General features: G+C 65.0%; 22 protein-coding genes and 1 tRNA gene. 9 read left to right on the top strand and 14 right to left on the bottom strand.

What is annotated here, in order from left to right; all coding sequences use genetic code 11:
- Positions 1 to 72: 72 nt before the first annotated feature.
- Together JY451_03430 and JY451_03435 are read left to right on the top strand one after the other, a co-directional pair.
- A complete protein-coding gene (locus tag JY451_03430; GenBank protein QZH76533.1) occupies positions 73 to 261 on the top strand; it encodes a hypothetical protein in 189 nt (62 codons plus the stop codon).
- On the top strand, positions 251 to 619 hold the full coding sequence (locus JY451_03435; GenBank protein ID QZH75665.1) for a hypothetical protein: 369 nt from the start codon (positions 251 to 253) through the stop codon (positions 617 to 619). The genes JY451_03430 and JY451_03435 overlap by 11 nt, the downstream gene beginning before the upstream one ends.
- On the opposite strand, the gene JY451_03440 is transcribed toward JY451_03435, so the two are convergent.
- From JY451_03440 to JY451_03475, 8 genes are all read right to left on the bottom strand, one after another.
- A complete protein-coding gene (locus JY451_03440) occupies positions 620 to 1558 on the bottom strand; it encodes a D-2-hydroxyacid dehydrogenase (GenBank protein ID QZH76534.1) in 939 nt (312 codons plus the stop codon).
- Positions 1555 to 3021, bottom strand: a complete 1467-nt coding sequence (locus tag JY451_03445) for a cysteine--tRNA ligase (protein ID QZH75666.1) — start codon at positions 3019 to 3021, stop codon at positions 1555 to 1557. The genes JY451_03440 and JY451_03445 overlap by 4 nt, the downstream gene beginning before the upstream one ends.
- Positions 3022 to 3067: 46 nt before the next feature.
- Positions 3068 to 3361: a type II toxin-antitoxin system RelE/ParE family toxin gene (locus JY451_03450; GenBank protein QZH75667.1), complete on the bottom strand. Its 294-nt coding sequence runs from the start codon at positions 3359 to 3361 to the stop codon at positions 3068 to 3070.
- Positions 3358 to 3621, bottom strand: a complete 264-nt coding sequence (locus JY451_03455) for a type II toxin-antitoxin system ParD family antitoxin (GenBank protein ID QZH75668.1) — start codon at positions 3619 to 3621, stop codon at positions 3358 to 3360. Before JY451_03455 ends, JY451_03450 begins: the two co-directional genes overlap by 4 nt.
- Positions 3622 to 3698: 77 nt before the next feature.
- Positions 3699 to 3998, bottom strand: coding sequence for a hypothetical protein (locus tag JY451_03460; protein QZH76535.1), 300 nt, complete (start codon positions 3996 to 3998; stop codon positions 3699 to 3701).
- Positions 3999 to 4051: 53 nt separating this feature from the next.
- On the bottom strand, positions 4052 to 5872 hold the full coding sequence (cobT, locus tag JY451_03465; GenBank protein QZH75669.1) for a cobaltochelatase subunit CobT: 1821 nt from the start codon (positions 5870 to 5872) through the stop codon (positions 4052 to 4054).
- A gap of 48 nt (positions 5873 to 5920) precedes the next feature.
- Positions 5921 to 6739, bottom strand: a complete 819-nt coding sequence (locus JY451_03470) for a sugar phosphate isomerase/epimerase (protein QZH75670.1) — start codon at positions 6737 to 6739, stop codon at positions 5921 to 5923.
- Positions 6736 to 7431 carry a DUF4197 domain-containing protein gene (locus JY451_03475; protein QZH75671.1) on the bottom strand — a complete coding sequence of 232 codons (696 nt, stop codon included), beginning with the start codon at positions 7429 to 7431 and terminating at the stop codon, positions 6736 to 6738. Before JY451_03475 ends, JY451_03470 begins: the two co-directional genes overlap by 4 nt.
- A 58-nt stretch (positions 7432 to 7489) precedes the next feature.
- Here JY451_03475 and JY451_03480 point away from each other — a divergent pair, with 58 nt between their 5' ends.
- The gene (locus JY451_03480; GenBank protein ID QZH76536.1) at positions 7490 to 9655 is read left to right on the top strand and encodes a primosomal protein N'; all 2166 of its coding nucleotides are present in this window, start codon (positions 7490 to 7492) and stop codon (positions 9653 to 9655) included.
- Between the two features lie 313 nt (positions 9656 to 9968).
- On the opposite strand, the gene JY451_03485 is transcribed toward JY451_03480, so the two are convergent.
- Entirely contained in the window at positions 9969 to 11177 is a 1209-nt protein-coding gene (locus JY451_03485; GenBank protein ID QZH75672.1) for a D-galactonate dehydratase family protein, read from the bottom strand.
- Between the two features lie 54 nt (positions 11178 to 11231).
- On the opposite strand from JY451_03485, the gene uxaC reads away from it, so the two are divergent.
- Positions 11232 to 12632, top strand: coding sequence for a glucuronate isomerase (gene uxaC, locus JY451_03490; GenBank protein ID QZH75673.1), 1401 nt, complete (start codon positions 11232 to 11234; stop codon positions 12630 to 12632).
- Positions 12566 to 13990 (top strand): mannitol dehydrogenase family protein, encoded by a 1425-nt coding sequence (locus tag JY451_03495; protein QZH75674.1) that lies wholly within the window; start codon positions 12566 to 12568, stop codon positions 13988 to 13990. The genes uxaC and JY451_03495 overlap by 67 nt, the downstream gene beginning before the upstream one ends.
- Before the next feature lie 104 nt (positions 13991 to 14094).
- Here JY451_03495 and JY451_03500 read toward each other — a convergent pair.
- Positions 14095 to 14181: transfer RNA gene (locus tag JY451_03500), tRNA-Leu, on the bottom strand.
- A gap of 203 nt (positions 14182 to 14384) precedes the next feature.
- Between JY451_03500 and JY451_03505 the strand changes: the two genes are divergently transcribed.
- A complete protein-coding gene (locus JY451_03505; GenBank protein QZH75675.1) occupies positions 14385 to 15332 on the top strand; it encodes a complex I NDUFA9 subunit family protein in 948 nt (315 codons plus the stop codon).
- Positions 15333 to 15444: 112 nt separating this feature from the next.
- Here JY451_03505 and JY451_03510 read toward each other — a convergent pair whose 3' ends face one another.
- A complete protein-coding gene (locus tag JY451_03510; GenBank protein ID QZH75676.1) occupies positions 15445 to 16206 on the bottom strand; it encodes a hypothetical protein in 762 nt (253 codons plus the stop codon).
- Positions 16207 to 16424: 218 nt separating this feature from the next.
- On the opposite strand from JY451_03510, the gene JY451_03515 reads away from it, so the two are divergent.
- The 3 genes from JY451_03515 (at position 16425) to JY451_03525 (ending at position 20911) form a co-directional block, all read left to right on the top strand.
- Positions 16425 to 17825, top strand: a complete 1401-nt coding sequence (locus JY451_03515) for a sugar porter family MFS transporter (protein ID QZH75677.1) — start codon at positions 16425 to 16427, stop codon at positions 17823 to 17825.
- Positions 17826 to 17894: 69 nt separating this feature from the next.
- Positions 17895 to 19442, top strand: a complete 1548-nt coding sequence (locus JY451_03520) for a tryptophan 7-halogenase (GenBank protein QZH75678.1) — start codon at positions 17895 to 17897, stop codon at positions 19440 to 19442.
- Positions 19439 to 20911 (top strand): tryptophan 7-halogenase, encoded by a 1473-nt coding sequence (locus tag JY451_03525; GenBank protein ID QZH75679.1) that lies wholly within the window; start codon positions 19439 to 19441, stop codon positions 20909 to 20911. Before JY451_03520 ends, JY451_03525 begins: the two co-directional genes overlap by 4 nt.
- Here the strand turns inward: JY451_03525 and JY451_03530 are convergent.
- The 3 genes from JY451_03530 to JY451_03540 are packed head-to-tail and all read right to left on the bottom strand — an operon-like array spanning position 20908 to position 24976.
- Complete coding sequence (locus JY451_03530; protein ID QZH75680.1) at positions 20908 to 21921, bottom strand: cupin-like domain-containing protein; 1014 nt, start codon at positions 21919 to 21921, stop codon at positions 20908 to 20910. The two genes, JY451_03525 and JY451_03530, sit on opposite strands and share 4 nt — an antisense overlap.
- Positions 21918 to 23453 carry a tryptophan 7-halogenase gene (locus tag JY451_03535; protein ID QZH75681.1) on the bottom strand — a complete coding sequence of 512 codons (1536 nt, stop codon included), beginning with the start codon at positions 23451 to 23453 and terminating at the stop codon, positions 21918 to 21920. The genes JY451_03530 and JY451_03535 overlap by 4 nt, the downstream gene beginning before the upstream one ends.
- Positions 23450 to 24976: a tryptophan 7-halogenase gene (locus tag JY451_03540; GenBank protein QZH75682.1), complete on the bottom strand. Its 1527-nt coding sequence runs from the start codon at positions 24974 to 24976 to the stop codon at positions 23450 to 23452. Before JY451_03540 ends, JY451_03535 begins: the two co-directional genes overlap by 4 nt.
- Between the last annotated feature and the right edge of the window lie 107 nt (positions 24977 to 25083).

The following is a 25083-nucleotide window of genomic DNA, read 5'->3' on the forward strand; positions in this document are numbered from 1 at the left end:
TTGCCGCGCTGTTTTATGGCCATCGAGTCGCTGGCTCGTCAGGTCAACCGCACGCCAAGGGGATTTTCACCCATGCTCATCCGCAAGATCGAAGTCTTCCTCCGCCATACGCGCATGCCGGCGACCAAGTTCGGCCGACTCGCCGCGCACGATCCCCGTTTCGTGCTCGATCTGCGCAACGGCCGCCTTCCCCGGCCTGAGACGGAAAAGAAGGTGGAACATTTCATGAACATTTATCGCGAGAACAGCAATGCGAATTGATCCTAAAGTCGTGCCGCCGTCCATCACCGCCAGGGCCCCGCGCAAACGCAAGGGCACCCGCGAGAGGCTGGCCGAGGCTCTGATCGCGCTGGCGCAGGGTCACGGGCGGATCGTAGCACACAGCGAGAAAAGCTGGGCCAGCATCACCTTTGCCGGGGCGCGGCACCGGGTGGAACTGGCTTTCGACGGCGCGGAGGCGGTGGAAGCGGGCGAGTGTTTCATCGCGTTCCTGCCGGAGCACGAATTCGCCATTCCCGGCCAGCTGGTGGCGGATGCGGCGGTGGTGGAAGTGGCCTCGGTGCTCGATCCGCCCCGGCTGTCGGTGGTGTGCGAAGTGCTGGTGCTGGAGGAGGGGTGATCAGTAGCCGCGCAGGAGATCGACCTGTGCTTCCAGCGGTTCGCCTGCACGGAACAGCGCGCAATTGCGCAGGAACCGGTCGGCGGCGCGGCGGCGGCTGGCTTGGTTTGGAATGCCGGACAGGTGCATGGTGATCTGCGTGTTGGCGCAGGTCCACAGCGGGTGATCGGGCGGCAGCGGCTCGGGATCGGTCAGGTCGAGGATCGCGCCGCCTAGTCTTTCCGATTGCAAAGCGGCGACCAGCGCGGGCTGATCGAGCACTTCGGCGCGGCCGAAATTTACCAGCACGGCTTCGGCTTTCATGGCCGCGAATTCCGCCGCGCCGAGCATTCCCGCACTTTCGGACGTATTGGGGAGGGTGAGCACGATCCAGTCGAAGAGGCCGAGCCGGTCGCGCCACTCATCCGGGCCGAGCGCGCCATCGCCCGCCCTGCTGCGCACCGGCGTGGTGGCAACGCCAAAGGGCGCGAGCATTGCCGCAATTGCCTGCCCGATCGCGCCATAGCCGATGATGAGCGCGCTCGTGCCAGCCAGCGCCCCGGCGGAGGGCGGTGCGGCCAGCCATTCGTGGCGATCCTGCGCGCGGACGATGTCGCGATAACCACGCGAGTGGGCGAGCATCGCCATCACCGCGAATTCCGCCACCTGCCCCGCCGCCAGCCCGGAGCCGCAGGAGAGCGCCACGCCCCGCTCGGCCAGTGCGGCGAGCGGCATCCAGTCCACTCCGGCGTAGGCGCTGGAAAGCCACCGCAGCTTGTCGGCACGGGCGATGGCTGCGAGTGCGGGGGCCTTCACGTGCATGTCGAACCAGCCGATTTCGGCATGGGGGGCGAGTTCGAGGAGTTGGGCTTCGTCAGCCCACCAGGTCGTGTCGAGCCATTCGGGCAGGCGGCCTTCGAGATCGGCCCGCGCCCCGGCGGGGAGGAGGGCCCTGATCAGAGTTTCCACTCCCAGCCGAGCGGATCGCCGTCCATCACCTCGACGCCTTGCGCCGCAAGCTCGTCGCGCAGGGCATCGCTTGTGGCGAAGTCCTTTGCGACCCTTGCTTCCTTCCGGCGAGCGAGAGCCTTTTCGATCTCCGCCTCGCCCACGGTCGCCGCCTTCGGCCGCAGCCGCAGGTCCGCCCGCTCCAGCGCAAACAGCCCCAGCCCCAGCACCGAGTCCATCGCTGCCACGGCTTCCGCCTTGTGGACCGGATCGACCTTTTTCATCGCCAGCAGTTCCTCGAGCACGGTCAACGCCAGCGGGGTATTGAGATCGTCCGCAATCGCTGCATCGAAGCGGGCGATCACCGGCATCAGCGTGCCGCCGGCTTCGACGCGCAGGTCGTGATAGGTCCAGCCATGTTCCGGTGCGGGCGGAACTTGATCGAGCGAAGCACGCAGGGCATCGACCGCCATCACCATGCGCTTCAACCGTGTCAGCGCAGCACCAAGCCCCTCCCAGGAGAACTCAAGCTCGCTGCGATAGTGCGCCTGCAGGCACATCAGCCGGTAAGCCAGCGGGTGATAGCCCTTGTCGATCAGCAATTGCAGCCGCAGGAATTCTCCCGACGACTTGCTCATCTTGCCCGAGCGTTCGACCAGGAAATTGTTGTGCATCCACATGCGCGCGCCGGAGTGGTCCGAGCAGGTGCGCGCCTGGTTCTGGGCGATTTCGTTCGGGTGGTGGATCTCGCGGTGGTCGATCCCGCCGGTATGGATATCGAAGGGGAAGCCGAGCAGCTTCTCGCCCATCACCGAACATTCGAGATGCCAGCCGGGAGCGCCCCGGCCCCATGGTGAATCCCATTCCATCTGCCGGGTCTCGCCCGGAGGCGTCCGCCGCCAGATCGCGAAATCGGCGGCGTGGCGCTTGCCTTGGACGCTTTCGATCCGGCCCTCACCCTCGTCTGTCACCGCACGGGCCAGTCGTCCGTAATCGGGCACGGTGGAGGTATCGAAGTACAGCCCGCCCTCCAGCTCGTAGCAGTGCTTGTCCGCGATCCCTTCGGCAAAGGCGATCATTTCGGCGATGTAGTCGGTGGCGATGGACCAGTGCGCAGGCTGGCGGATATTGAGCGCCCTGACGTCCGCCCAATAGGCCTCGGTGTAGTGCCGGGCGATGTCCCAGATCGATTGGGCGCGTTCGGCCGCCGCCTTCTCCAGCTTGTCCTCGCCCGCATCGGCATCGTCGGTCAGGTGGCCGACATCGGTGATGTTGATGACGTGGGTGAGCTTGTAACCCTTCCAGCTCAGGGTCCGTCCCAGCACGTCGGCGAAGACATAGGCGCGCATGTTGCCGATGTGCGGGTAATTGTAGACCGTCGGCCCGCAGGTATACACGCGTGCCTCGCCCGCATGAACGGGGACGAACGGCTCGATCTGGCGGGTGAGCGAGTTGAACAGCTTGAGGTCGGTCATGGGGCGGGAGGCTTAGGCGGGCCGCGGAAAACTGGCAATGGGCGGCTCAGAACAGCGCGTCGAGATCACGCGATCCGTGGACGACACGCACCACTTCCACTGTGCCGTCCGCAATAACGAACAGGACCAGGTATTTGCCATACAGAGCCGACCGCAGGCCGGGCCACAGATCGTCGCGTGAACGAAAGCTGCGTGGTCGAACCGCAATCGTCTCGATCCGGTCGATAATCTCGATGATAAAGGTTTCAGCCCGAAGTGGATTGTCCTGACGGATAAATGCACCAATCGAATCAAGATCGTCGATTGCGGCCTGGCGGATTCGAAAAGGAAGTCCGCTCATTCCGGCGGGACGCGATATTTCTCACGCAGTTCGGCGAGCGCGCTCCGCCCGTCGAGCAATTCGCTGGCAAGGCCTTCCTGAACCATAGCGCGCAAATGCGTTAGCGATGCCAGCCGCCGTTCCTGAAGATCGCTCCATTCGCGCAGCGCTTCGCGGACGATTTCGCTGGTGGTTACATACTCACCGTTGGCAACGGCTTCGCGAAGTTTGGCCGCCATCTCTTCCGGGAGAGTGACAGTCATGCGTTCGAGTTTGCTCATGGATCATACTTTATCATACGATCCGCACCTAGCCAAGTGTGAGGGAAAGGAGGTTGGCGGGAGGGTGGCGATCTTTCTTATTTTTCGGGGAACGTCCTGACGACCTCGATTTTCCCCACGATCGCCGCGTTGAAACCGGGCAAGTCCTCGGCAGGTATCCAGTACTCCTCGTGCGCCCTGCCCCCAGCAAGCTGACGTTCGTACCTGTCCAGAAAGTCTTTCCGCACTTCGAAGCGCGTCACAAATCCCGAGCCGCTGCTCGGCACGTTCCAGTCGCGAGCGATCTTTATCGCGTACTCCTCTGTCGTAACCGGACAGAAAATCGGCTGCTCTGGAAGGCGCGGCGGCCATTCCTTCCAGTCGGATTCTTCAACCAGCTTGAGTTCGTTCGGGCCTGTAGGCCGCCAGAGGGTCACTGTTTCCACGCAAATCACTCCCCCTCGAATAACCCCGCGAGCTGCTCGATAATCGTCCCGCCCAGTTGCTCCACATCCATGATCGTCACTGCGCGTTTGTAATAGCGGGTCACGTCATGGCCGATGCCGATGGCGACCAGTTGCACGGGTGACGCCTTTTCGATCCATTCGATCACCTTGCGCAGGTGGCTCTCGAGATAGCCTGCGGAATTCACGCTCAAGGTCGAATCGTCTACCGGCGCGCCGTCGGAAATCACCATCAGGATGCGGCGGTCTTCCGTGCGACCCAATAGCCGCTCGTGCGCCCAGAGCAACGCCTCGCCGTCGATGTTCTCCTTCAGCAGCCCTTCGCGCATCATCAGGCCGAGCGAGCGGCGCGCCCGGCGCATCGGTTCATCGGCCTTCTTGTAGATGATGTGGCGCAGGTCGTTGAGGCGGCCGGGATTGGCGGGGCGACCGTCCGAAAGCCAGCGCTCGCGGCTTTGCCCGCCCTTCCACGCCCGGGTGGTGAAGCCGAGGATTTCCACCTTCACTCCGCAGCGTTCCAGCGTGCGGGCAAGGATATCGGCGCTGATCGCGGCAATCGAGATTGGCCGTCCGCGCATCGAACCCGAATTGTCGATCAGCAGGGTGACGACGGTATCCTTGAACTCCTGCTCCTGCTCAACCTTGTAGCTGAGCGAAGTGCCGGGGCTGACGATCACCCGCGCCAGCCGTGCGGCATCGAGCAGGCCTTCTTCCTGGTCGAAATCCCAGCTGCGGTTCTGCTGCGCCATCAGCCGCCGCTGAAGCCGGTTGGCGAGCCGGGTTACCACACTCTGCAATCCCGCCAGCTGGCTGTCGAGATAGGCCCGCAGCCGGTCCAGCTCCTCGAAATCGCACAGGTCGGTGGCTTCGACGATCTCGTCGAACTCGCTGGTATAGGGGCGGTAGTCGAAGCTATCGGGGATGTCCTGCCACGGCGCATTGCGGCGCTGGGGGAGCATCATTTCCTCGCCGTCGTCGCCCGGTTCGCCTTCGGCGAGGTTCTCGTCGCCGGTGGCGTCGTCCTGCTCCTCGCCTTCGCCTTCCTCGCCCTGCGCGCCCTCGGCGCGGACTTCGGGCTGGTCGCTGGCGCCTTCGTCGCCTTCCTTGTCGTCGGGCTTGTCGTCCTTGCCCTCGGACTCGTCGCCGTCGGCATCATCAAAGCCTTCGTCAGGGTCGAGTTCGGCGGGCACCATGTCGAGGTGCCGCAGCATGGCGATGGAAAGCTTCTGGAAGGCGGACTGATCGTGGAGCAGATCGGCAAGCTGCTCGAAATCGTCGCCGGTGCGGCTTTCGACGAATTCGCGCACCAGTTCCACGCCCTCGCGCGCCACGTTCGGGATCGGCTGGCCGGTGAGTTGTTCGCGCAGCAACAGGGCGAGCGCGGTGGGCAGCGGGACATCCTCGGCCACTTCGGCGCGGGCGATGGCACTGCCCGCCAGCCGCCGGTCCTGGATGGCTGCCAGATTGCCACGCATCCCGAGATATTCGGTCTCGCCGATGGCTTCGTAACGCACCCGCTCGATTGCGTCATAACAGGCCCGCGCCTCGGCATCGCCGGGCCGCGCCACGGCGTGCAGGGCGGGATCGTGATGACGCAGCCGCAGCGCAAAGGCATCGGCGAAGCCGCGCGCTTCCTCCGCCTCGGCAGCAGTGACGTTGCGCGACGGCATCGGCACCCGCGCCGCCTTGCCCGCTTCGGAAGCGGCATCGGCGGTGAAGCCCACTTCCACTTCGGCATCGCGCGCAATCGCCCGCGCCGCGCCGGTCAGCGCAAGTTTGAAGCGATCGAGAGGGGATTCGTCGGCCATGGCCGAGCCTATAGAGAGGCAATCCCTATCGCGGAAGGGTTGCCGGAATCAGTCTGTGGCGGCGGTGAGCGCGCGCATCGCCGCGAGACTGGCGGCAAGGCTGGCCCAGGGATCGGGAGCGTCGTCGCGTTCGATCAGCCAGTAGGCACGGTCTTCGCCGAATTCCTCCACCAGTGCAGCGAAATCGATGCTTCCCGCGCCGACATCGGCCATTGCCCCGCCCTGGCCCATGTCCTTCATGTGGAAATGGGTGATCCGGTCCCGGTGCCGGCGGAAGAATTCCAGCGGATCCTCTCCGCCAAGTTGCACCCAGTAGGTATCGAGTTCAAAGCCGATGCGCGGATCGAAATCGCGCAGCATCAGGTCGATCGGGCGCACGCCGTCGATCGTGGCGAATTCGAAGTCGTGCGCGTGGTAGGCAAGCTGGATGCCCTCCGCCTCGGCCAAGGGGGCGATTGCGTTGAGCCGCGCGATCCAGCCACGCCACTGCTCCAGCGTGGTGCGCTCCTCGACCGGCAGATAGGCGAGGATCAGCGTGTCGGTGCACATCGCCTTGGCTTCCGCCAGCGCGCGGGCGGGATCGTCGCGCAGCAATTCCCAGCCGACGTGGACCGCCGCCACGTCCAGCCCCAGCCGGGTGGTTTCGCGGCACATCTCGGCCGAACGGTCGCCGAAGGTGCGCGCAAATTCCACCTCGTCGAACCCCATCGCAGCGATGCGCTGCAAGGTGGCGATGGGATCGCGCGCCATGTCTTCCCGCACGGTATAGAGTTGCACGCCGATGGGTGGCCGCTCCGCTTCGACCATGGTGGTGCAACCGCTGGCGGCGAGACCCGCCAGCAGGGCGAAGGCGATGCGGGCGTTCAAAACGCTCCTCCCGCGCCGAGAACGCCGATCAGCAGCGGATCGTTGGTGGAGCGCGGGTTGGCGCGGATCGCGCTTTCCTCCACGCCCATTTCGCGCCAGATCGCATTGTCGACACTGCGGCTGATGTTTTGCGCCACGCCAGACACGTCGATCCCCGTGAGGCCCGCGAGCAGTTCGCCGACCAGCGGCTCCTGCGCGATGCGCATCGCCTGCCCCAGTTCGGGCACCATCGCTTCGATCAGCGTCGTCCCCATCGAATCGCGCAGGAAGCCGGTTGCAGCGGTCGGCCCGCCATTGATGAGCGCCACGGCGTTCTGGATGCCGATCACCCGCACGGCATCGGTCACGATAGGCGCGGCCCGCTCCGCCCCCTGGATGGCGATATCGGCGAAGGCGTCCTGCAACCGGTCGCGGAACAGCGCCGAAGTCAGAATGGTCGAGACCACCCCGCCGCGCGCGCCAAGGAGGTTCTGCAAGCCGATCGCGGCCACCTGCTCGTCCCAGAACCCGCCCGGAGCGACCAGTCGCGCAAAGGCCCGTTCGCTGGAGAGGTAGAGCAAGCGGCGCACCGCATCGACCAGACTGTAACCGCCCATGCTTTCGCAAGCAGGCAGAGCAAGCAATGCCCCGCTCGCGCCCAGTCCGGCGATGAAACGGCGGCGATTGCTCGTAAAATCGGCGATTTCGGTCATAATGCGACTCCTCTCCTTGCCGCGTGGATAACCCAGCGGCCATATAAGGTCGATGCCAATAACCCGCGCCCGACTACTGGTGATGAACGCCGCGCTCGGTCCGCTCGACTACCGTGTGCCAGAAGGCATGACGGTGGAATTTGGTTCCGTTGTCGTGGCTCCACTTGGCCCCCGGCAAGTGATCGGGATCGTGTGGGAGCCAGACCGCCTGCCCGGTGCACCCGTCGATGAAGCGAAGCTGCGGCCTTTGCACTCTGTGCTCGACGTACCCCCGATCCACGGGGCGCTACGGCGGCTGATCGAATGGACTGCGGACTATTACATCGCTCCGTTGGCGGCAGTGGCGCGGATGGTGATCGCCAGCGGCGGCGCGCTGCGTGGCCCGGCCACCATGACCGAATACCGCCTGTCGGGCGGGATGCCCGAACGGATGACCCCGCAGCGCGAACACGCCTTGGGCGCGCTGGAGGGAGAGCAGGCGACGATCCGCGAACTGGCGGGGATAGCCGGCGTTTCCGAAGGGGTATTGCGCGGGCTGGTCAATCAGGGCGTGCTCGAACCCGTCGAAGTCGATGTCGACCGCCCCTATCCACGCGCCAGTCACGATTTCTCCCAACCAGAACTGAGCGCTGACCAGCGGGCTGTGGCGGCGCGACTGGTGGCGGCGGTGGAGGTGGAGAAATTCGCCCCGATCCTGCTCGACGGCGTGACGGGTTCGGGCAAGACCGAAACCTATTTCGAAGCCGTGGCAGCGGCGCTGAAGGCCCGGCGGCAAGTGCTGGTGCTGCTGCCCGAAATCGCGCTGACCGAGGCCTTCCTCAAGCGCTTCGAGACCCGCTTCGGCGCGGCTCCCGTCATCTGGCACTCCAGCCTCAAGAGCACCGAACGCCGCCGCGCCTGGCGCGCGATTGCCAGCGGTGAGGCGCAGGTGGTGGTCGGCGCGCGCTCGGCGCTGTTTCTGCCCTTTGTGCGGCTGGGGCTGATCGTTGTCGATGAAGCGCACGAGGTGAGCTTCAAGCAGGAAGACGGGGTCCGCTACAACGCCCGCGACGTTGCGGTAATGCGCGCGCATTTCGAACGGCTGCCGGTGGTGCTCGCCAGCGCTACCCCGGCGCTCGAAAGCCTGCACATGGCGGACACCGGCGTTTACGAAAAGCTGGTGCTCCCCGCGCGGTTCGGCGGGGCGCAGATGCCCGTGATCCGGCTGGTCGACCTGACGCAGGACCAGCCCGAACGCGGCGCGTGGATATCCCCGCCGCTGCGCGCGGCGATGGTCGAGCGGCTGGAACGGGGCGAGCAATCGCTGCTGTTCCTCAACCGGCGCGGCTATGCGCCGCTGACCTTGTGCCGCCATTGCGGGTTCCGCTTCCAGTGCCCCAATTGCAGCGCCTGGCTGGTCGAGCACCGCCTCAGCCGCCGCCTCGCCTGCCACCACTGCGGGCATGAGACCACTCCGCCCGCCAATTGCCCCGAATGCGGCGAGCCAGATTGCCTCGTCGCCTGCGGCCCCGGCGTCGAGCGGATTGCCGACGAGGTGGCGGAAATGCTGCCCGAAGCGCGGGTGGCGCTGGTGACATCGGACACGATCAACACACCCGAGAAAGCCGCCGAATTCGTGGCCATGGCCGAAGGCGGAGCCATCGACGTGATCGTCGGCACACAACTGGTGACCAAGGGCTTCCACTTCCCCGAATTGACGCTGGTGGGCGTGATCGACGCCGACCTCGGGCTCGAAGGGGGCGATCTGCGCGCCGCCGAGCGGACCTACCAGCAGGTCGCCCAGGTGGCCGGGCGCGCAGGGCGCGGGGCCAAGCCGGGCGAAGTGCTGATCCAGACCCGCCATCCCGACGCGGCGGTGATCGCCGCGCTCGAAGCGGGCGATCGCGACGCCTTCTACGCCGCCGAGACCGATGCCCGCCGCCACGCGGGCGCCCCGCCGTTCGGGCGCTGGGCGGCGATCATCGTGTCCAGCGAGGACGATGCCGAGGCACGGATGGCCGCGAACCGCATCGGCGATACAAGGCCGCGGCTCGACGACGTGATGATCCTCGGCCCCGCCCCCGCGCCGCTGTCGCTGCTACGCGGGCGCTATCGCTATCGGCTGCTGTTGAATGCGCGGCGGAGTGCGGAGTTGCAGAAGGTGATCCGGCAGTGGCTGGCGCAGGTCCAACACCCGCCGGGAGTGCGGGTGGGGGTGGATATCGATCCCTACAGCTTCGTCTGACCGCGACAGTCCATGGTGGGCCCAACCGTGATGCAACCCGATCGCATCGCAACCGATCACCGAGGGTTCACTTCTTCCCTGTCAAAGCACTTGCCACTGCGAGGGATCATCCCGGTCGTCGAGGAGCGGAATCACTGCGCGCCTCATTGCGCACCAGTCCCAGTTCATTTCCCGTCCGCGCTGCGTCACCCCGGATTGCTCCCTGCAGGCAAGCTACGAGGCAACCGCCGTTGAAGGCACCGCCTGCGCCGCTGGTATTGGACGGATCCGGGCGGTCCCGTGGTGGCGGTATTCTTAATCGTTCGATCTCCGGTCACCAGTTCCACATCGTACCGTCGTCCAGCCGCGCGACGGGAAGGAAAGCGCGGTCATAGGGGTATTTGGCCGCGAGCTCCTCGTCGATATCAACGCCGTGCCCCGGTGTTTCGCCACAGATCATGAAGCCGTTTTCAAAACGATAATCGTGCGGGAAAACCGCATCGGTCGCCTCGGTATGGCGCATATACTCCTGGATGCCGAAATTGGGCACCCAGGTATCGAAATGCAGTGCCGTTCCCATGGTGACGGGCGACAGGTCGGTGGCGCCGTGGCAGCCGGTGCGGACCTGATAGAGGCTGGCAAGATCGGCGATCCGGCGCAGGTGCGTCACCCCGCCCGCACCGACGATGGTGCAGCGGATGTAATCGATCAGCTGGTTCTGGATCAGATCCTTGCAGTCCCAGATGGTGTTGAAAATCTCCCCCACTGCCAGCGGCGTCGTGGTGTGCTGGCGCACCAGCTTAAAGGCTTCCTGATTTTCCGCCGGGGTGCAGTCTTCCAGCCAGAACAACTGATAAGGCTCCAGCATCTTGCCGAGGTTCGCCGCTTCTTGCGGGGTGTAACGATGGTGCCCGTCGTGCAGCAGGTGATGGTCGAAACCGTAGGTCTCGCGCAGCCTCTCGAACAGTTTTGGGATGGTGTTCAGCGCCCTGCGGGTGTCCCAGCCGGTGACGCTGGGCAGGTCGGCATCGGCGGGTTCGTAATGCAGCGTTCCGCGCCCCACTCCGTACACATCCTTGACGCCCGGAATGCCGGTCTGCGCGCGGATCGCCTTGTAGCCCATGTCGATATAGGCACCCACGGCTTCCACCGTCTGGCCAATGTCGCTTCCATTGGCATGGCCATAGACCATCACCCGGTCACGGCTCTTGCCGCCGAGTAACTGGTAGAGCGGCATCCCGGCGCACTTGGCCTTGATGTCCCACAGCGCCACATCGACCGCCGCGATCGCGCGCATGGTGACAGGTCCGCGCCGCCAATAGGCACCGCGATAGAGATACTGCCAAACGTCTTCGATCCGGCTCGCATCCATGCCGATCAGGCAGGGGATCACGTGATCTTCGAGATAGGACACCACCGATAGCTCGCGCCCGTTGAGCGTTGCATCGCCAATACCGTAGACGCCCTGATCGGTCTCGATCTTGAGCGTCACGAAATTGCGCCCCGGACAGGTAGTGATTAGTCTGGCGGCGGTGATTTTCATGGCATCTCTTCCCCTGTGCAAACGGGCAAATGGCCCTTAAGCACTCGTGCGCAGATGACCAAGCCCCTGATCCTTCATCCGGACCGCCTGTTCCCCGCCGATCCGGCGACCCGCGATCTCGCGCGAACGATCTATGCCACGGTGAAGGATCTGCCGATCATCAGCCCGCACGGGCATACAGATCCCGAGTGGTGGGCCAGCAACGCGTCTTTCACCAATGCAACTGACCTGCTGCTGAAGCCCGATCACTACCTGTTTCGGATGCTCTATTCGCAGGGGGTGATGCTGGAAGACCTCGGCATCGGCAATCCCGCTACCGACCCGCGCGAGGGCTGGCGGCTGTTTGCCGAACGCTACCGCCTGTTTCGCGGCACCCCGTCGCGTATGTGGCTCGACTGGGTGTTTGCCGAAGGGTTCGGGATCGACGTGGCGCTCGAGGGGGCGACCGCCGATCTCTATTTCGATACCATTGGCGATAAACTGGCGACCGACGCCTTCCGTCCGCGCGCGCTGTTCGAAAGATACAACATCGAAGTGATCGCCACCACCGAGGCCCCGCTCGACGACCTGCGCCATCACCGGACAATTCGCGAAAGCGGCTGGAGCGGGCGCGTGATTACCGCTTATCGACCCGACCCTGTGGTCGATCCCGAATTTGAAGGCTTTCGCGATAACCTCGGGGCACTGGCCGAACTGACGGGAGAGGACTGCTTCACCTGGCGCGGCTATCTCGCCGCGCACCGCCAGCGCCGTGCCTATTTCGCCGCGATGGGCGCGACCTCGACCGATCACGGCCACCCCACCGCCCGCACAGCCGATCTCGCGCCTGCCGAGGCCGAGGCGCTGTTTGCGCGGGTGACGCAGGCCAATGTCTCGCCGCAGGACGCCGAACTGTTCCGCGCGCAGATGCTCACCGAAATGGCCGGGATGAGCGTGGATGACGGGCTGGTGATGCAGTTGCACCCCGGCGTCTGTCGAAACCACAACGCGAAGCTGTTCGAACGATTCGGGCGCGACAAGGGGGCGGACATTCCGCTGCCCTGCGAATATGTCCACGCGCTGCGCCCGCTGCTGAACAGATATGGCAACGTTCCCGCCTTCACCTTCATCGTATTCACGCTGGACGAGACCAGCTATGCCCGCGAACTCGCGCCGCTGGCGGGTCATTATCCGGCGATGAAGCTGGGCCCGGCCTGGTGGTTCAACGACAGTCCCGAAGGGATGCGCCGCTTCCGCGAGATGACCACCGAGACGGCGGGATTCTCCAACACAGTCGGCTTCAACGACGATACCCGTGCGTTCCTCTCAATACCCGCGCGCCACGATATGGCCCGGCGGATGGACTGCGGCTTCCTTGCCCGGCTGGTGGTCGAACACCGGATGGAGGAATGGGAAGCCGTCGAGGTGGCCCAGGATCTGGCCTACAATCTGGCCAAGCAGGCTTACAAGCTTTGAGGCTGTCACAGAAAACGCTGCCCTGGATTGGCCGGGAAGTGCAAACCGGTGACTATGATCGCGACACACAGTCAGTCGGCATAGTTCATTTCGGCATCGGCGCGTTCCACCGCGCGCATCAGGCGTGGTACACCGATGCGGCAATGAACGCAGGCGAGCGTGACTGGATGATAACCGGCGTTTCGCTGCGCTCGGGTTCTGTTGCCGATCAGCTCAATCCCCAGGACGGGATGTTCACGCTGACCGAACGATCATCTCGGGGACGCACAACGCGCGTCATCGGTTCAGTGCGCGAGGTACTGATTGCGGGCGACGGGCAAGACGCGATTGTCGCGCGAATCGCCTCACCGGACTGCCACGTCATCAGCTTCACCGTGACCGAAAAGGGCTATTGTCGGACGACGGACGGAGACCTTGACTTCGAGGCAGCCGCGGCGGGCTTTTACCCGATAGTGACCGATGCCCTCCACCGGCGCCGGGCCGCCGGACTTGGAGGCCTGACATTGCTGAGCTGCGACAACCTGTCGGGCAATGGCAGGGTTCTAAGCCGGCTATTCGGAGAATGGCTGGAATATTCCGCGCCGGACCTTGCAGGCTGGTTCGCCGCAGAATGCCGCACGCCCAATTCGATGGTCGATCGCATCGTCCCCGCCACCACCCCTGCTGACCTCACCACCCTCATAGCGCAGCTTGGACTGCGCGATGAAGGCGCGGTGTTCACGGAAGAATTCAGCCAGTGGGTGGTCGAAGACAATTTCGCCGGGCCTCGCCCGCATTGGGAGGATTACGGCGCGCAGGTGGTCGCCGATGTCGCGCCCTATGAAAGCGCCAAACTGCGGATGCTCAACGGCGCGCATTCGCTGCTGGCCTATTGCGGCCTCCAGGCCGGCCACACCTTCGTCCACGAAGCGGTCGCCGATCCTTCCCTGCGTGCCCTTACCCTAAGGCTGATGCGCGATGAGGCCGCACCCACCATCGCGACGAGCGCAGGGCAGGACCTTGTCGCCTACGCCGATGCACTGCTGGCTCGCTTCGCCAACCCAGATATCAACCACCGATTGGTTCAGATCGCAATGGACGGCAGCCAGAAGTTGCCGCAACGCTGGCTCGAAACGCTGGCGGCGAACCAGCGGGACGGGCAGGCATGTCCGGCGATCCTGCAAGGCTTGGCTGCGTGGATATGCCATTTGCGCGGCGCAAATGGCGCTGTCGATGATCCACTCGCAGAAAAGCTCGCCACCGCAGCGCGGGAGGCCGAGCCGACAGTGGCTCTTTTCAGCAATTGCGGGTTGCTCCCTTCCATGTGGCAGCCATCAATGGCAGACCGCGCCGTAATCTCCGCGCACCTCCACCGATAACCGAGCAATGGCCTTGAGGGTACAGAGATTGGTTGAACGGCTTGGCAGGCCCAGGCCCACCCTGGGCGGCAATTTTCAATGGATTTCAATGCTTTGAGAACAAATGGTGCCCAGAAGAGGACTCGAACCTCCACGCCCTTGCGAGCGCCAGCACCTGAAGCTGGTGCGTCTACCAATTCCGCCATCTGGGCACCGGAGCAGTTCGGTCAGCGAAGGCCGACTGCGGGTAGGGGCGGGCCGATAGGACAGGCGGGCTGGCGAGTCAACGCGGGTTTCGCTTTGGTGTGACGGATTCCGCAGCGAGACTTGCACGCTTGCCATTGCCCGCCTGCCCTCGCCTGTGCCAATGGCTTTGTGACGCCGGTCCGCCGGCAAACCAGCGAAGAAGGTTTATATGGCCAGCACATCCCCCCTCGACGGCAAGCTTGTCACCCTGATCGGTGGCAGCGGCTTTATCGGTTCGCATCTGGCGCAGGACCTGCTCGAACGCGGCGCGCGGGTGCGGATTGCGGCGCGGGAGCCGGAAAAGGCGTTCCGGCTGAAGCCGCTCGCCAATCTCGGTCAGCTCCAGTTCGCCCGCTGCAATGCGTTGGACAAGCGCAGCATTGCGGCCTGCGTGGCGGGGTCGGACGCGGTGGCCTGGCTGATCGGTGCGTTCGACGGCAACCAGCAGATGCTCCAGGCCGATGGACCGGGCCATGCGGCGCAGGTGGCCGCTGCGGGCGGTGCGGGCAGCTTTGTCTATGTGTCTGCCATCGGCGCCGATGCCGAAGCCCAGACAGCCTATTACCGGACCAAGGCGGACGGTGAGCGGCAGGTGCTTGCTGCCTTCCCGCGCGCCACGGTGATTCGCCCATCTGTGGTGTTCGGCGAGGAATCCGGGCTGGTGCCGATGTTCGCAGGCATGGTGCAGATGATGCCGGTGATGCCAGTGTTCGGAGCCGGATCAAAGTTTCAGCTGGTGTGGGTGGACGATGTCGCCGCTGCGATTGCTACTGCGCTGGAAGACCCCGGCACTTATGGCGCCAAAATCTATGAGGCGGCAGGGCCGGAAGCGCTGTCGATGATGCAGATCCACGAAATGATCGCGGCAGCGCAGAACCGCAAGCGCACCTTCTTCGCCATGCCCGATCCGCTGGCGAAGCTGTTTGCCGCCATGCCGCTGACTCCGATCAATGCCGATCAGCTGGCAATGCTGGCGATGGGAAGCACGGCCAGCACAGGGACGCCGCAACTCACCGATATGGGCATTGCGCCCAAGCCGCTGTCGCTGTTCCTCGATCGCTGGATGATCCGCTATCGCAAGCATGGCCGCTTTGGCGAGAAAAGGTCGGTGATCTGATTGTCTTGCGTCGGCGCCTCCGCGCCGACGTCCTCGATGCTGATCCTCCGCTACGCTCCGGGCATCTGCGGGCGGCCGTTCGGCCTTGCGGTCGCCATGCGACCATATGTTCCTATCGGCTTTGGACACCCCGCAACCGCACCGAGGCAGGCATATTGGGAATGCCACTGTAAAGCCGTTCGAGCCATGCCTCGTCGAAGGCCGTCAGGCGCGGCGCGCGGCTGGCGGGATCGGCGAACAAGGTGAGCAGCGACGCCTGCTCCGCTCCCGCCTCGTCCGGAAAGGCGGTGGCAAAGCCGCGCAGGCTCGCCAGATCGGCCAGTTGCGCCACGGTCAGTCCGCTCACTTCGGCGCGGTCGAACAGCACCAGTGCATAGGTGATGTCGTTGCGCACCGGGACATAGATGCGCGAATGCGCCTGCCACATGCCCGCGCGCGGCAGGTCGGTCATGTTCTCGCGGGTGCCCACGTGCAAGCCATCGCGGGTCCGTTGCTGGATCTGGTGCCACACCGTCACCGGGCCGCGCTGCGCCAACAGCGTGTCGCGATCGGCGCGGTTCATGCGCGCGAAGAGATGGCCGCGATCAGCCACCAGTTGCGCCAGATAATCCTGTCCGCTTTCGACGAAGCCGATCAGCAGGTTGGGTTCGCAGCTGGCTTCATCGGCCAGTTGCAAGCCAAAGCGCGTGGCATTTGACCGGATACGGCCGACCATCAGTTCAGCCTGTTCCAGCTCCAGCCCGGTCACGCCGGGGCACAACCGGTCCTCGAAGCGGGGCAGCGGCTCATCCTGGTTGACCTGTGCCAAGGCAGGCGCGGCGAACAGCGACGACGCCAACCCTGCAAGAACGGTAACGACGAACCTGCGGAGCATCCCTTTATCCTTTCGCCTCTTGCCCAACACTGTAGCATCGATCGTGGCGCAATTCAGCAGGGAAAGGCCGGATGAGACTGCTCAGGAAAGCTGGATCAAGGTCGATATGCAGGTCGGGCAATTCGCGCCTTGCCCCGCCCCGGCAACTGCGGCATAGGTAGCGCTACCATAATCTGGGAGCCGCGTCACAAGCGGCCCTGTTCGGAGGGATGATCGCAATGACTGAGGTACCACGCACCAGCGTGAACATGGCGCTGATTTCCGCCATCGTGGCCGTCGCCACCATCGGCGGACTGCTGTTCGGCTATGACAGCGGCGCGGTGAACGGCACGCAGGGGGGGTTGATCGCGGAGTTCGGACTTAGCGATGCCTCGCTGGGCTTCACCGTCGGTTCGCTGCTGATCGGCTGCGCTTTCGGGGCCTTCTTCGCCGGTCGCCTCGCCGATGCCGTAGGTCGGCGCGCGGTGATGATCATGGCCGCAATCCTGTTCGTCGTAGGTGCGCTGGTGCAGGGCATGACCGACAGCCACACGCTGTTCGTGGTGTTCCGCTTTGCCGGCGGCATGGCCGTGGGCGCGGCCTCGGTGCTTTCCCCCCTCTATATTTCCGAAGTGGCCCCGGCGAACATTCGCGGGCGACTGACGACGGTGCAGCAGGTGATGATCATTTCCGGCCTCACCGCCGCCTTCGTGGTCAATTACTTCCTCGCCCAGAGCGCGGGTAGTTCGCTCGGCCAGATCGGTGGTATTGCTGCGTGGCGCTGGATGTATCTCGCGCAGGCGATCCCGGCGGTGGTGTTCCTCGTGGCCTTGCTGTTCATCCCCGAAAGCCCGCGCTACCTCGTGTCGCGACGCAAGGATGCCGAGGCCCATACCGTGCTGACCCGGCTGTTCGGACCGGAAGAAGCGACGCGCAAGGTCGCCGAAATCCGCGCCACTTTCTCCGACGATCACCGCCCGCGCCTGCGCGATGTCACCGCCCCCGGCACCGGGCTGCGGCCGATCGTCTGGGCCGGGATCATGCTGGCGACTTTCCAGCAGTTTGTCGGCATCAACATCATTTTCTACTACGGTGAAACGCTGTGGCGGCTGGCCGGGGTATCGGAAGAGGTCGCGCTGGAGCGCAACATCATCTCGGGTGTGGTCTCCATCGCAGCCGTGCTGCTGGCGCTGGCGATCATCGACAAGGTTGGGCGCAAGCCGCTGCTGATGATCGGCTCGCTGGGCATGGGGGTGACGCTGGCCGCAATGACCTGGGTGTTCAGTGGTGCAGACACCGATGCGGCGGGCAACCTCATTCTCACCGAGAACGCCGGATACATCGCACTGGTCGCAGCCAATCTCTACGTCATCTTCTTCAACTTCAGCTGGGGCCCCGTGATGTGGGTGATGCTGGGCGAGATGTTCCCCAACCAGATTCGCGGCAGCGCGCTGGCGGTGGCGGGGCTCGCACAGTGGGGCGCGAATTATCTGGTGGTGCAGAGCTTCCCCGCGATGGCGAGTTGGTCGCTCGCAGGGACTTACGCGCTCTACACCGTGGCCGCCTTCATCAGCTTCTTCCTCGTCAAGAGCCTCATCAACGAGACGAAGGGCAAGGAACTGGAGGAAATGGAAGGCTGAGCAAGCTTTCGGGTCACAGTGCGGCCGGGGCGGCTTGGTCTGCCCCGGCCGTTCCTTTAAGGACGGGGCATGGGTGAAGCGAGGGACAGGCAGACGCGCGTGGTGGTGCTTGGCGGAGGAACCGCCGGGTGGATGAGCGCGGCGGCACTCGCCAAGCTGCTCGGCTCCAAGGTGCGCGTCGAACTGGTCGAGAGCGAGGATATCGGCATCGTCGGCGTAGGCGAGGCGACGCTGCCGCATATCCGTGGCTTCGTCGAACGGCTGGGGATCGACGAGACGCGCTTCATGGCCGCCACCCATGCCACCTACAAGCTGGGGATCGACTTCCGCGATTTCGGGCGGATCGGGGAGAGCTATATCCACCCCTTCGGCAGCTTCGGGGAGGAACTGGCAGGTGTGCCGTTCCACCACTACTGGCTGGAAATGCAGCGCCACGGGCTGGCGGACGAGATCGGCAATTACTCGCTCGGCGTCATGGCTGCGCGCGCCAATCGCTTCCGCCCGCCGACCACGGACAACGCGCTCTCGGGCACCTACGGCTACGCTTACCAGTTCGACGCGACGCTGTTCGGCCCGTTCATGCGCGAATTCGGGCTGGGCCTCGGCGTTACCCGCACCGAGGGCCGGGTAACGCAGGTGGAGCGCGATCCGCTGAGCGGCAATGTCACCGAACTGGTGCTCGAAGACGGGCGGCGGATTGCGGGCGACCTGTTCGTCGATTGCTCGGGCTTCCGCTCGTTGTTGCTGGGTGATGCGCTGGGCGAGGAGTGGGAGGACTGGTCCCACTGGCTCCCCTGCGATCGCGCCGCCGCCCTGCCCTGCACCCATGTCTCGGATGAGATCGCGCCCTATACCATCGCCACCGCCATGCCCGCCGGGTGGCGCTGGCGCATTCCGTTGCAGCACCGGATCGGCAACGGTTATGTCTTTTCCAGCGCTTTCGTTTCGGAGGATGAAGCCTGCGCTGCCATCCTCGGCGCGGTAGAGGGCGAACCGCTCGCCGATCCGCGCGTGCTGCGGTTCCGCGCCGGGCGGCGCAAGCGCAGTTGGCAGAAGAACGTGATTGCGGTGGGTCTGGCTTCGGGTTTCCTCGAACCGCTTGAATCCACCTCGATCTACCTCGCGCAGATGGCGATTACCTATCTGGTCGAACTGTTCCCAGCCGAGACGCATGGCGGCTCGATCGATCCGCGCGACCGTGACGAATTCAACCGGCTGGTGGACATGGAATACGATCGGGTGCGGGACTTCCTGATCCTGCATTACAATGCGACGACCCGCAACGATTCCGAATTCTGGAACCATGTGCGCACCTATCAGGTGCCCGATAGCCTGGCGGACAAGCTGGAACTGTGGCGGCGCACCGGGCGGATCGCAAAATATGCCGACGGGCTGTTCTACGATGCCAGCTGGATCGCCGTTTATCTGGGGCAAGGCGTGGTGCCGCAAGCGCACGATCCGCGCGTGCAATTGCCCGATCCGGCGCAGGTGTCGCGGGCGATGGACCGCTTCGCAGGGGCCGTGGCCGAGGAAGTGGCGGCGATGCCCGGACACCGCGAATATTTGATCCGCGAAGCCGCCCGGCTGGCTCCACAGCCCGATTTGACTCCCGCATGAGCGAAGCGCGCGCCTTGCCGCGCAGCGTCGTCGTCGCGGGCGGCGGGCTGGTGGCGGTGCTGGCCGCCGTGGCCCTGCGCCGCGCCTTGCCTGCGACGCAGGTGACGGTGGTGGTTACGCCGGCAGAACCCGCTGCATTCGCTGACCATGCCAGCAGTGCATCGCCGCATGGGGTGCGGCTGCTGGAAAAGTTCGGCATGGCCGAGGCGGATATCCTCAGCCGCTGCGGCGGCAGTCACCGGTTGGTTACGCGCTATGCCGACTGGAGCGGCGAGGGTGCGCAGGCGGTGGTCGCCTATGGCTCGGCCACCGATCCGGCGCTCGCCAGCGCCTTCGTTCGTGACTGGGGTGGCGGACGGCGCGGGGCCAGTACCGATGCCCCGCCCGCTTCGCTTGCCGAGGTGCTGGCACAGGCGGGACGGTTCGCCGCCGAGCAGTTTGATCCTGCCAATCCGCCCGGAAATCCCTTGCCCGGGGTCGAATATGCGCTGCGCTGGAATGCCCCGGCCTTGCGCGATCTGGTGATTGCGCAAGCGCAGGCCGTGGGCGTGCAGCACCGGATGGCGCGGACGGGCGCACTACGGCTGGACGAGTCCGGCGATGCGCTGGCGCTGGCGCTGGCGCTCGACGGACAGGGCGAGATCGCGGCGGACCTGTTTGTCGATTGCACCGGGCCTGCCGCGGCGCTGCTTGCGCAAATGCCGGGGGCCGCGCGGATCGACTGGTCCGCTTTCCTGCCGGTGCGGCAAGTGCTTTGCGCCGCTCCGGGGCAACCGGTGCTGGCGCTGGAGGATCGGGTCACGCTGACTCCCGCCGGTTGGTTGATCGAGAGTACCGGACGGGACGGCTTGCATCGGGTTCTGGGGCTGACCGAAGGCGCTGGCGAAACGCAAGTAATGGCCGCGCTGGGTGGGGCTCCGGTCGCGCGGGCGGTGGGCTTTGTCCCGGGTCGCGCCAAGGAAAGCTGGATCGGCAATGTCGTAGCGCTTGGCGATGCTGCCGCGCTGTTCGAGCCGCTTGGCAATCTCAATCTCGACTGCGCGCTGCGCCAGCTCGACCTGCTGCTCGAACTTCTGCCCGGACTCGACATCGCCGAGGGAGAGCGCGCCGAATTCAACCGCCGCGCAAACCTGCTCGCCGACGGCGCACGCGATCTTGTCGCCGCGCACTATGCGGCCCCGCGTGCCGCGGCCCTGTTCGACCCGCTGTCACACTCGCCCGAACTGGAACTGGCCCTCGACCAGTTCACCCGTCGGGGCCGCTCGCCTTTCTTCGAGGAATGGCCGATCACCGAGCAGGAGCGCGCAGCGCTGTTCGCTGCCGTGGGCATTCCGCGCGGCGCGCCTGCCGTCAGCCCGCCGCCCAATCCGCAGGCCGAACGCATTCTCGCCGCCAAGGCTCAGGCGGCATTGCAGGCCACCCCGCCCTACCAGCAATGGCTGGCGAGCGTGGTCAAACCCGTCCGCTAGCGGACCACTTGCCGCAGCATCTGCCGCAGCCGTGCGAACAGCGCCGGGCTGCCGTCCCCCAGCAATCCGCGCGCGTGCGGCGGCAGGTGCTCCGCCGGGGGGCCATTCTTTTCGAAGACATAGTGATCGACCATATGCTGCCAGACTTCGCGCTGTTCTGGCGGCAAGTGGCGGAAGGCGGCGATTGCGTGGAGCAGCCCATCGTAAGCCCCCGCCAGCGCCGGATCGGCATCGCTCCACCAGTAGTTCACCAGCGCGCTGACCGGTTCGAGCGACTGCACTCCGTGCCACCAGCCATAGGGGATATAGAGCGCGTCTCCGGGTGCCAGTTCAGCCACCTGCGCCTGCGCCCATGCCTCTGAAAAACGGGGATATGTGGCGAGATCGGGTGCGGTCATGTCAACCATACTTACAGGCGTCCCGGCGGGCGTCAGTTCGAACGGGCCAGGGTAGAGATTGGCCACCTCTTCGGGCGGAAACAGCGTAAACCGCCGCCGTCCAGCGACGCAGCAGGCGACATTTTCCATCAGGTCGTAATGCGGAGCGACGCGGATGCGGTTGCCGATCCACATTCGCGGGGCGACCTGCGGTAGCCAGTCGAGGCGGTTTTCCTGCGCGAGACGGGGCAGGACTTCGGGGATGATCTCGGACTGGACCGCCATGGCAGGCGGATCGGACTGCCCGGAAACTCCAAGCAATTCATCGAGAAAGGCGCCCAGTGTCACTTCGCACCGCTCGAAATTGAAGCCCGTTAGGCGGGCATTGTAGAAGAATCGCCCTCCCTCTTCGGCAGGTGCGGTCAGCGCTTCGACGGGGCGGGTGGCGGCGCAGCTCTTGAGGTAGGTGACCAGTTCACCATCGCCCCGCTTTCCCGCCGCGACAAGCGGCCAGTCGGCCACCAAGCCACGAAAAACCAGGGGCTTGCCGCCCTTGCGGACTTCTCCGTGGAACTGTTCCGAGGTGACATTTTCCCGTTTCGCAATCGGCGGCGGCGAGGGAAGCTGGGTCATGCGGTGACCAACGCCGCAGCGGGGATCGCGCTGCCGTGGCGCTGGAAAAACTCCGTTTGTTCAGGCATCTGCGCCACCGTGTTGCCGATCACCTGGCGGATATGCGCCAGCCGCCGCAGCACTTCGGCATCGGGCATCATCTGCGCTGCGGGGTGATAGCCGCCCGCTTCCACGCCCTGCCCCGCCATCACCGAAAGCCAGCTCGTCTCGGTGAACAACTCGTTGTGTTCGCGGAAAATTCTCCCGGAGGAACGGAACATTTCCAGCTTTTCCGCGAGCCCGTCGGGCGGCTCCAGATGGCGGCAATAGTTCCAGAATTCGGAATCGTCCCGCTCGGTCGCGGTGTAATGCAGCACCAGGAAGTCGCGAATATCGACGTAGTCCTGCGTGCACAATTGATTGAACCGCGCCCGTTCGGCCTCGCCGCAGTCGCGGGTCGGGAACAGCGTCAGTAAGCGGGCGATGCCCTGCTGGACCAGATGGATCGATGTCGACTCCAGCGGTTCGAGGAATCCTCCCGCCAGCCCCAGCGCCACCACGTTCTTCTCCCAGGCCTTGACCCGGTGCCCGGCCTGAAAGCGCAGGCGGTTGGGTTCGGCGAGCGGCTTGCCGTCGAGATTGGCGAGCAACAGGTCGAGCGCCGCCTGTTCCTCCATGTGCGCGCTCGAATAGACGTGGCCGTTGCCGATCCGGTGTTGCAGCGGGATGCGCCATTGCCAGCCGGCGGGGCGCGCGGTGGAGCGGGTGAGCGGTTCGTTCTTGCCACCCAGCTCGCAAGGGATCGCCAGAGCCCGGTCACACGGCAGCCACTTGCTCCAGTCGGTAAAGCCCACCCCCAACGCCTGTCCGATCAGCAAGGCGCGGAAGCCCGAGCAATCGATGAACAGGTCGCCCTCCACCGTGCTGCCGTCCTCCAGCAATATCCCGGTGACGAAGCCGCTCTCGCCGTCCTGCAAAACCTCGACCACCTTGCCCTCGGTCCGCACCACGCCCTGCGCTTCGGCGCGGCGGCGCAGGAAGCGGGCGTAGCGGGCGGCATCGAACTGGAAGGCATAGCCGAGCTTGGCGAGCGGCGAATTGGGGATCGCATTGCTCGGCCGGTCGAACTTCGCCGATTTTGCCGCCATGGCCGAGATCGAATAGGGATCGAGCGGCAGGTCTTCCCCCAGTTCCTTCGCCCGCAGCCAGAAATGGTGAAATTCCACCCCCAGCATATCCAGCCCGTAAAAGCCGAACGGGTGGACATAGGCATGGCCGAGCCGGGTCCAGTCGACGAATTCGATCCCCAGCTTGTAGGTCGCGTGGGTCTCGCGGACGAATTCGTCCTCGTCCAGCCCGAGCATCCGGTTGAACACCAGTATCTGCGGGATCGTCGCCTCGCCCACGCCGACGGTGCCGATGTTCTCGCTTTCGACCAGTTCGAAGCTCAGGCCGGGCATGGCGCCCAGCACCTTCGAAAGCGCCGTAGCCGCCATCCAGCCCGCCGTGCCACCGCCGACGATCACGACCTTGCGCAGGGTTTCGCCGCTCATCGCGCGGCCGCCATCATCGGCGCGGCTTCCGAACCTGCCCAGGCTCCGGCGCGGCGGAGGAATTCCTCCTGTGTCGGCAGGCTGGCGGCGGCGCGCAGGTTGGCTTCGCGCATTTGCCGCATCGCCGCCGAAACCCGCGCTTCATCGAGCGAATCGACAATCGGATCGTAAGCATCGGGCGGCACATTCTGCCCCAGCAGCACCGCCACCCAACTCGTCACGTTGAACAGTTCCGCATCCTCGCGGAAAATCCGTGCGTGCAGCCGCCACAGTTCCAGCTTGCGAGACAGGCTTTCGGGCACGTCCATACTGCGGACATAGCGCCAGAACTCGGTGTCATCGCGCTGCGTGGCCTTGTAATGCAGGATGATAAAGTCGCGCACGTCATCGAACAGCCCGCCCATGCCGCGATTGTATTCGTCGCGCTCCAGCGGACTGACCGCCTGGCCGGGGAACAGCGCCAGCAGCCGCTGGATGCCGTTCTGGATCAGGTGGATGCTAGTAGATTCGAGCGGTTCGAGGAAGCCCGAGGAAAGCCCGATGGCGATCACATTGTGCGACCAGGCCTGTTCGCGCCGTCCGGTGGCGAAGCGCAGCGTGCGCGGTTCGGCCAGCGGCTCGCCTTCGAGATTGGCCAGCAGGATCGAACGCGCCTCGTCCTCTTCCATGAAGCGGCTGGAGAAGACATGGCCGTTACCGGTGCGGTGCTGCAGCGGGATGCGCCATTGCCATCCCGCACCATGCGCGGTTGAGCGGGTGAAGGGATCGGGCGTGCCTACATTAGCCGTGGGCACGGCAATCGCCCGGTCCATCGGCAGCCAGTGGCTCCAGTCCTGCCAGCCGACCTGCAACTGCTTGTCGATCAGCAGCCCGGCAAACCCTGAGCAATCGACAAACAGGTCGCCTTCGATCCGCTGCCCGCCTTCCAGCTCGACAGCCGTAATGTCCCCGCTCTCGCCATCACGGTGAACATGCACGATCCGCCCCTCGCGGCGCACCACGCCTTGCCGCTCGGCGATTTTGCGCAGGAACAGGGCATAGAGCCCGGCATCGAACTGGAAGGCATAGAACAGCTTGGCCAATGGCGACTGGCGATCGCGCACCGGCCGCCCGAACCGGCGAGCCTGGGCGGCTGCGGCACTGATGCAATAGTCGGCAATGTTTCCAGGGGTGCCGCGCTGCTGCTCGCGCAGCCATAACTGGTGGAACGGGATCCCGTGCAGGTCCTCGCCGTAGGTGCCGAAGGGATGGAAATAACGATCCCCCTGCCGCCCCCAGTTGACGAATTCGATCCCCAGCTTGAACGTGCCGTTCGTCGCGCCCAGGAACTCGTTCTCGTCGATGTCGAGCATCCGGTTGAAATTGATGATCGGCGGAATCGTTGCCTCCCCCACGCCGACAGTGCCGATGGCATCCGATTCGACCAGCGTGATCGTTCGCTTGCCATCGGCAAGGAACCGCGAACACGCTGCGGCGGTCATCCACCCTGCGGTTCCGCCACCGACAATCACGATCCGATCCATAGATTCACTCTTCCGGTTACCGCTACCGCGCAGCGGCTTGGATGGGGCTGACGCAGGGAGACGCCACACCTGTTGCGATTATGTAACCCTTCGCGGCCCTTTTCCGC

The sequence above is a fragment of the Erythrobacter sp. genome, from assembly GCA_019739335.1.
In the GTDB taxonomy this organism is placed as follows: Bacteria; Pseudomonadota; Alphaproteobacteria; order Sphingomonadales; family Sphingomonadaceae; genus Alteraurantiacibacter.

Coding starts and splice junctions, on each gene's coding strand:
- JY451_03530 (QZH75680.1), bottom strand. CDS start 21,921: ATGACCCAGCTTCCCTCGCCGCCGCCGATTGCGAAACGGGAAAATGTC.
- cobT (QZH75669.1), bottom strand. CDS start 5,872: ATGGCCGACGAATCCCCTCTCGATCGCTTCAAACTTGCGCTGACCGGC.
- uxaC (QZH75673.1), top strand. CDS start 11,232: ATGACCAAGCCCCTGATCCTTCATCCGGACCGCCTGTTCCCCGCCGAT.
- JY451_03445 (QZH75666.1), bottom strand. CDS start 3,021: ATGACCGACCTCAAGCTGTTCAACTCGCTCACCCGCCAGATCGAGCCG.
- JY451_03540 (QZH75682.1), bottom strand. CDS start 24,976: ATGGATCGGATCGTGATTGTCGGTGGCGGAACCGCAGGGTGGATGACC.
- JY451_03455 (QZH75668.1), bottom strand. CDS start 3,621: ATGAGCAAACTCGAACGCATGACTGTCACTCTCCCGGAAGAGATGGCG.
- JY451_03515 (QZH75677.1), top strand. CDS start 16,425: ATGACTGAGGTACCACGCACCAGCGTGAACATGGCGCTGATTTCCGCC.
- JY451_03495 (QZH75674.1), top strand. CDS start 12,566: ATGGGAAGCCGTCGAGGTGGCCCAGGATCTGGCCTACAATCTGGCCAA.
- JY451_03475 (QZH75671.1), bottom strand. CDS start 7,431: ATGACCGAAATCGCCGATTTTACGAGCAATCGCCGCCGTTTCATCGCC.
- JY451_03450 (QZH75667.1), bottom strand. CDS start 3,361: ATGAGCGGACTTCCTTTTCGAATCCGCCAGGCCGCAATCGACGATCTT.
- JY451_03520 (QZH75678.1), top strand. CDS start 17,895: ATGGGTGAAGCGAGGGACAGGCAGACGCGCGTGGTGGTGCTTGGCGGA.
- JY451_03510 (QZH75676.1), bottom strand. CDS start 16,206: ATGCTCCGCAGGTTCGTCGTTACCGTTCTTGCAGGGTTGGCGTCGTCG.
- JY451_03525 (QZH75679.1), top strand. CDS start 19,439: ATGAGCGAAGCGCGCGCCTTGCCGCGCAGCGTCGTCGTCGCGGGCGGC.
- JY451_03430 (QZH76533.1), top strand. CDS start 73: ATGCTCATCCGCAAGATCGAAGTCTTCCTCCGCCATACGCGCATGCCG.
- JY451_03485 (QZH75672.1), bottom strand. CDS start 11,177: ATGAAAATCACCGCCGCCAGACTAATCACTACCTGTCCGGGGCGCAAT.
- JY451_03535 (QZH75681.1), bottom strand. CDS start 23,453: ATGAGCGGCGAAACCCTGCGCAAGGTCGTGATCGTCGGCGGTGGCACG.
- JY451_03435 (QZH75665.1), top strand. CDS start 251: ATGCGAATTGATCCTAAAGTCGTGCCGCCGTCCATCACCGCCAGGGCC.
- JY451_03505 (QZH75675.1), top strand. CDS start 14,385: ATGGCCAGCACATCCCCCCTCGACGGCAAGCTTGTCACCCTGATCGGT.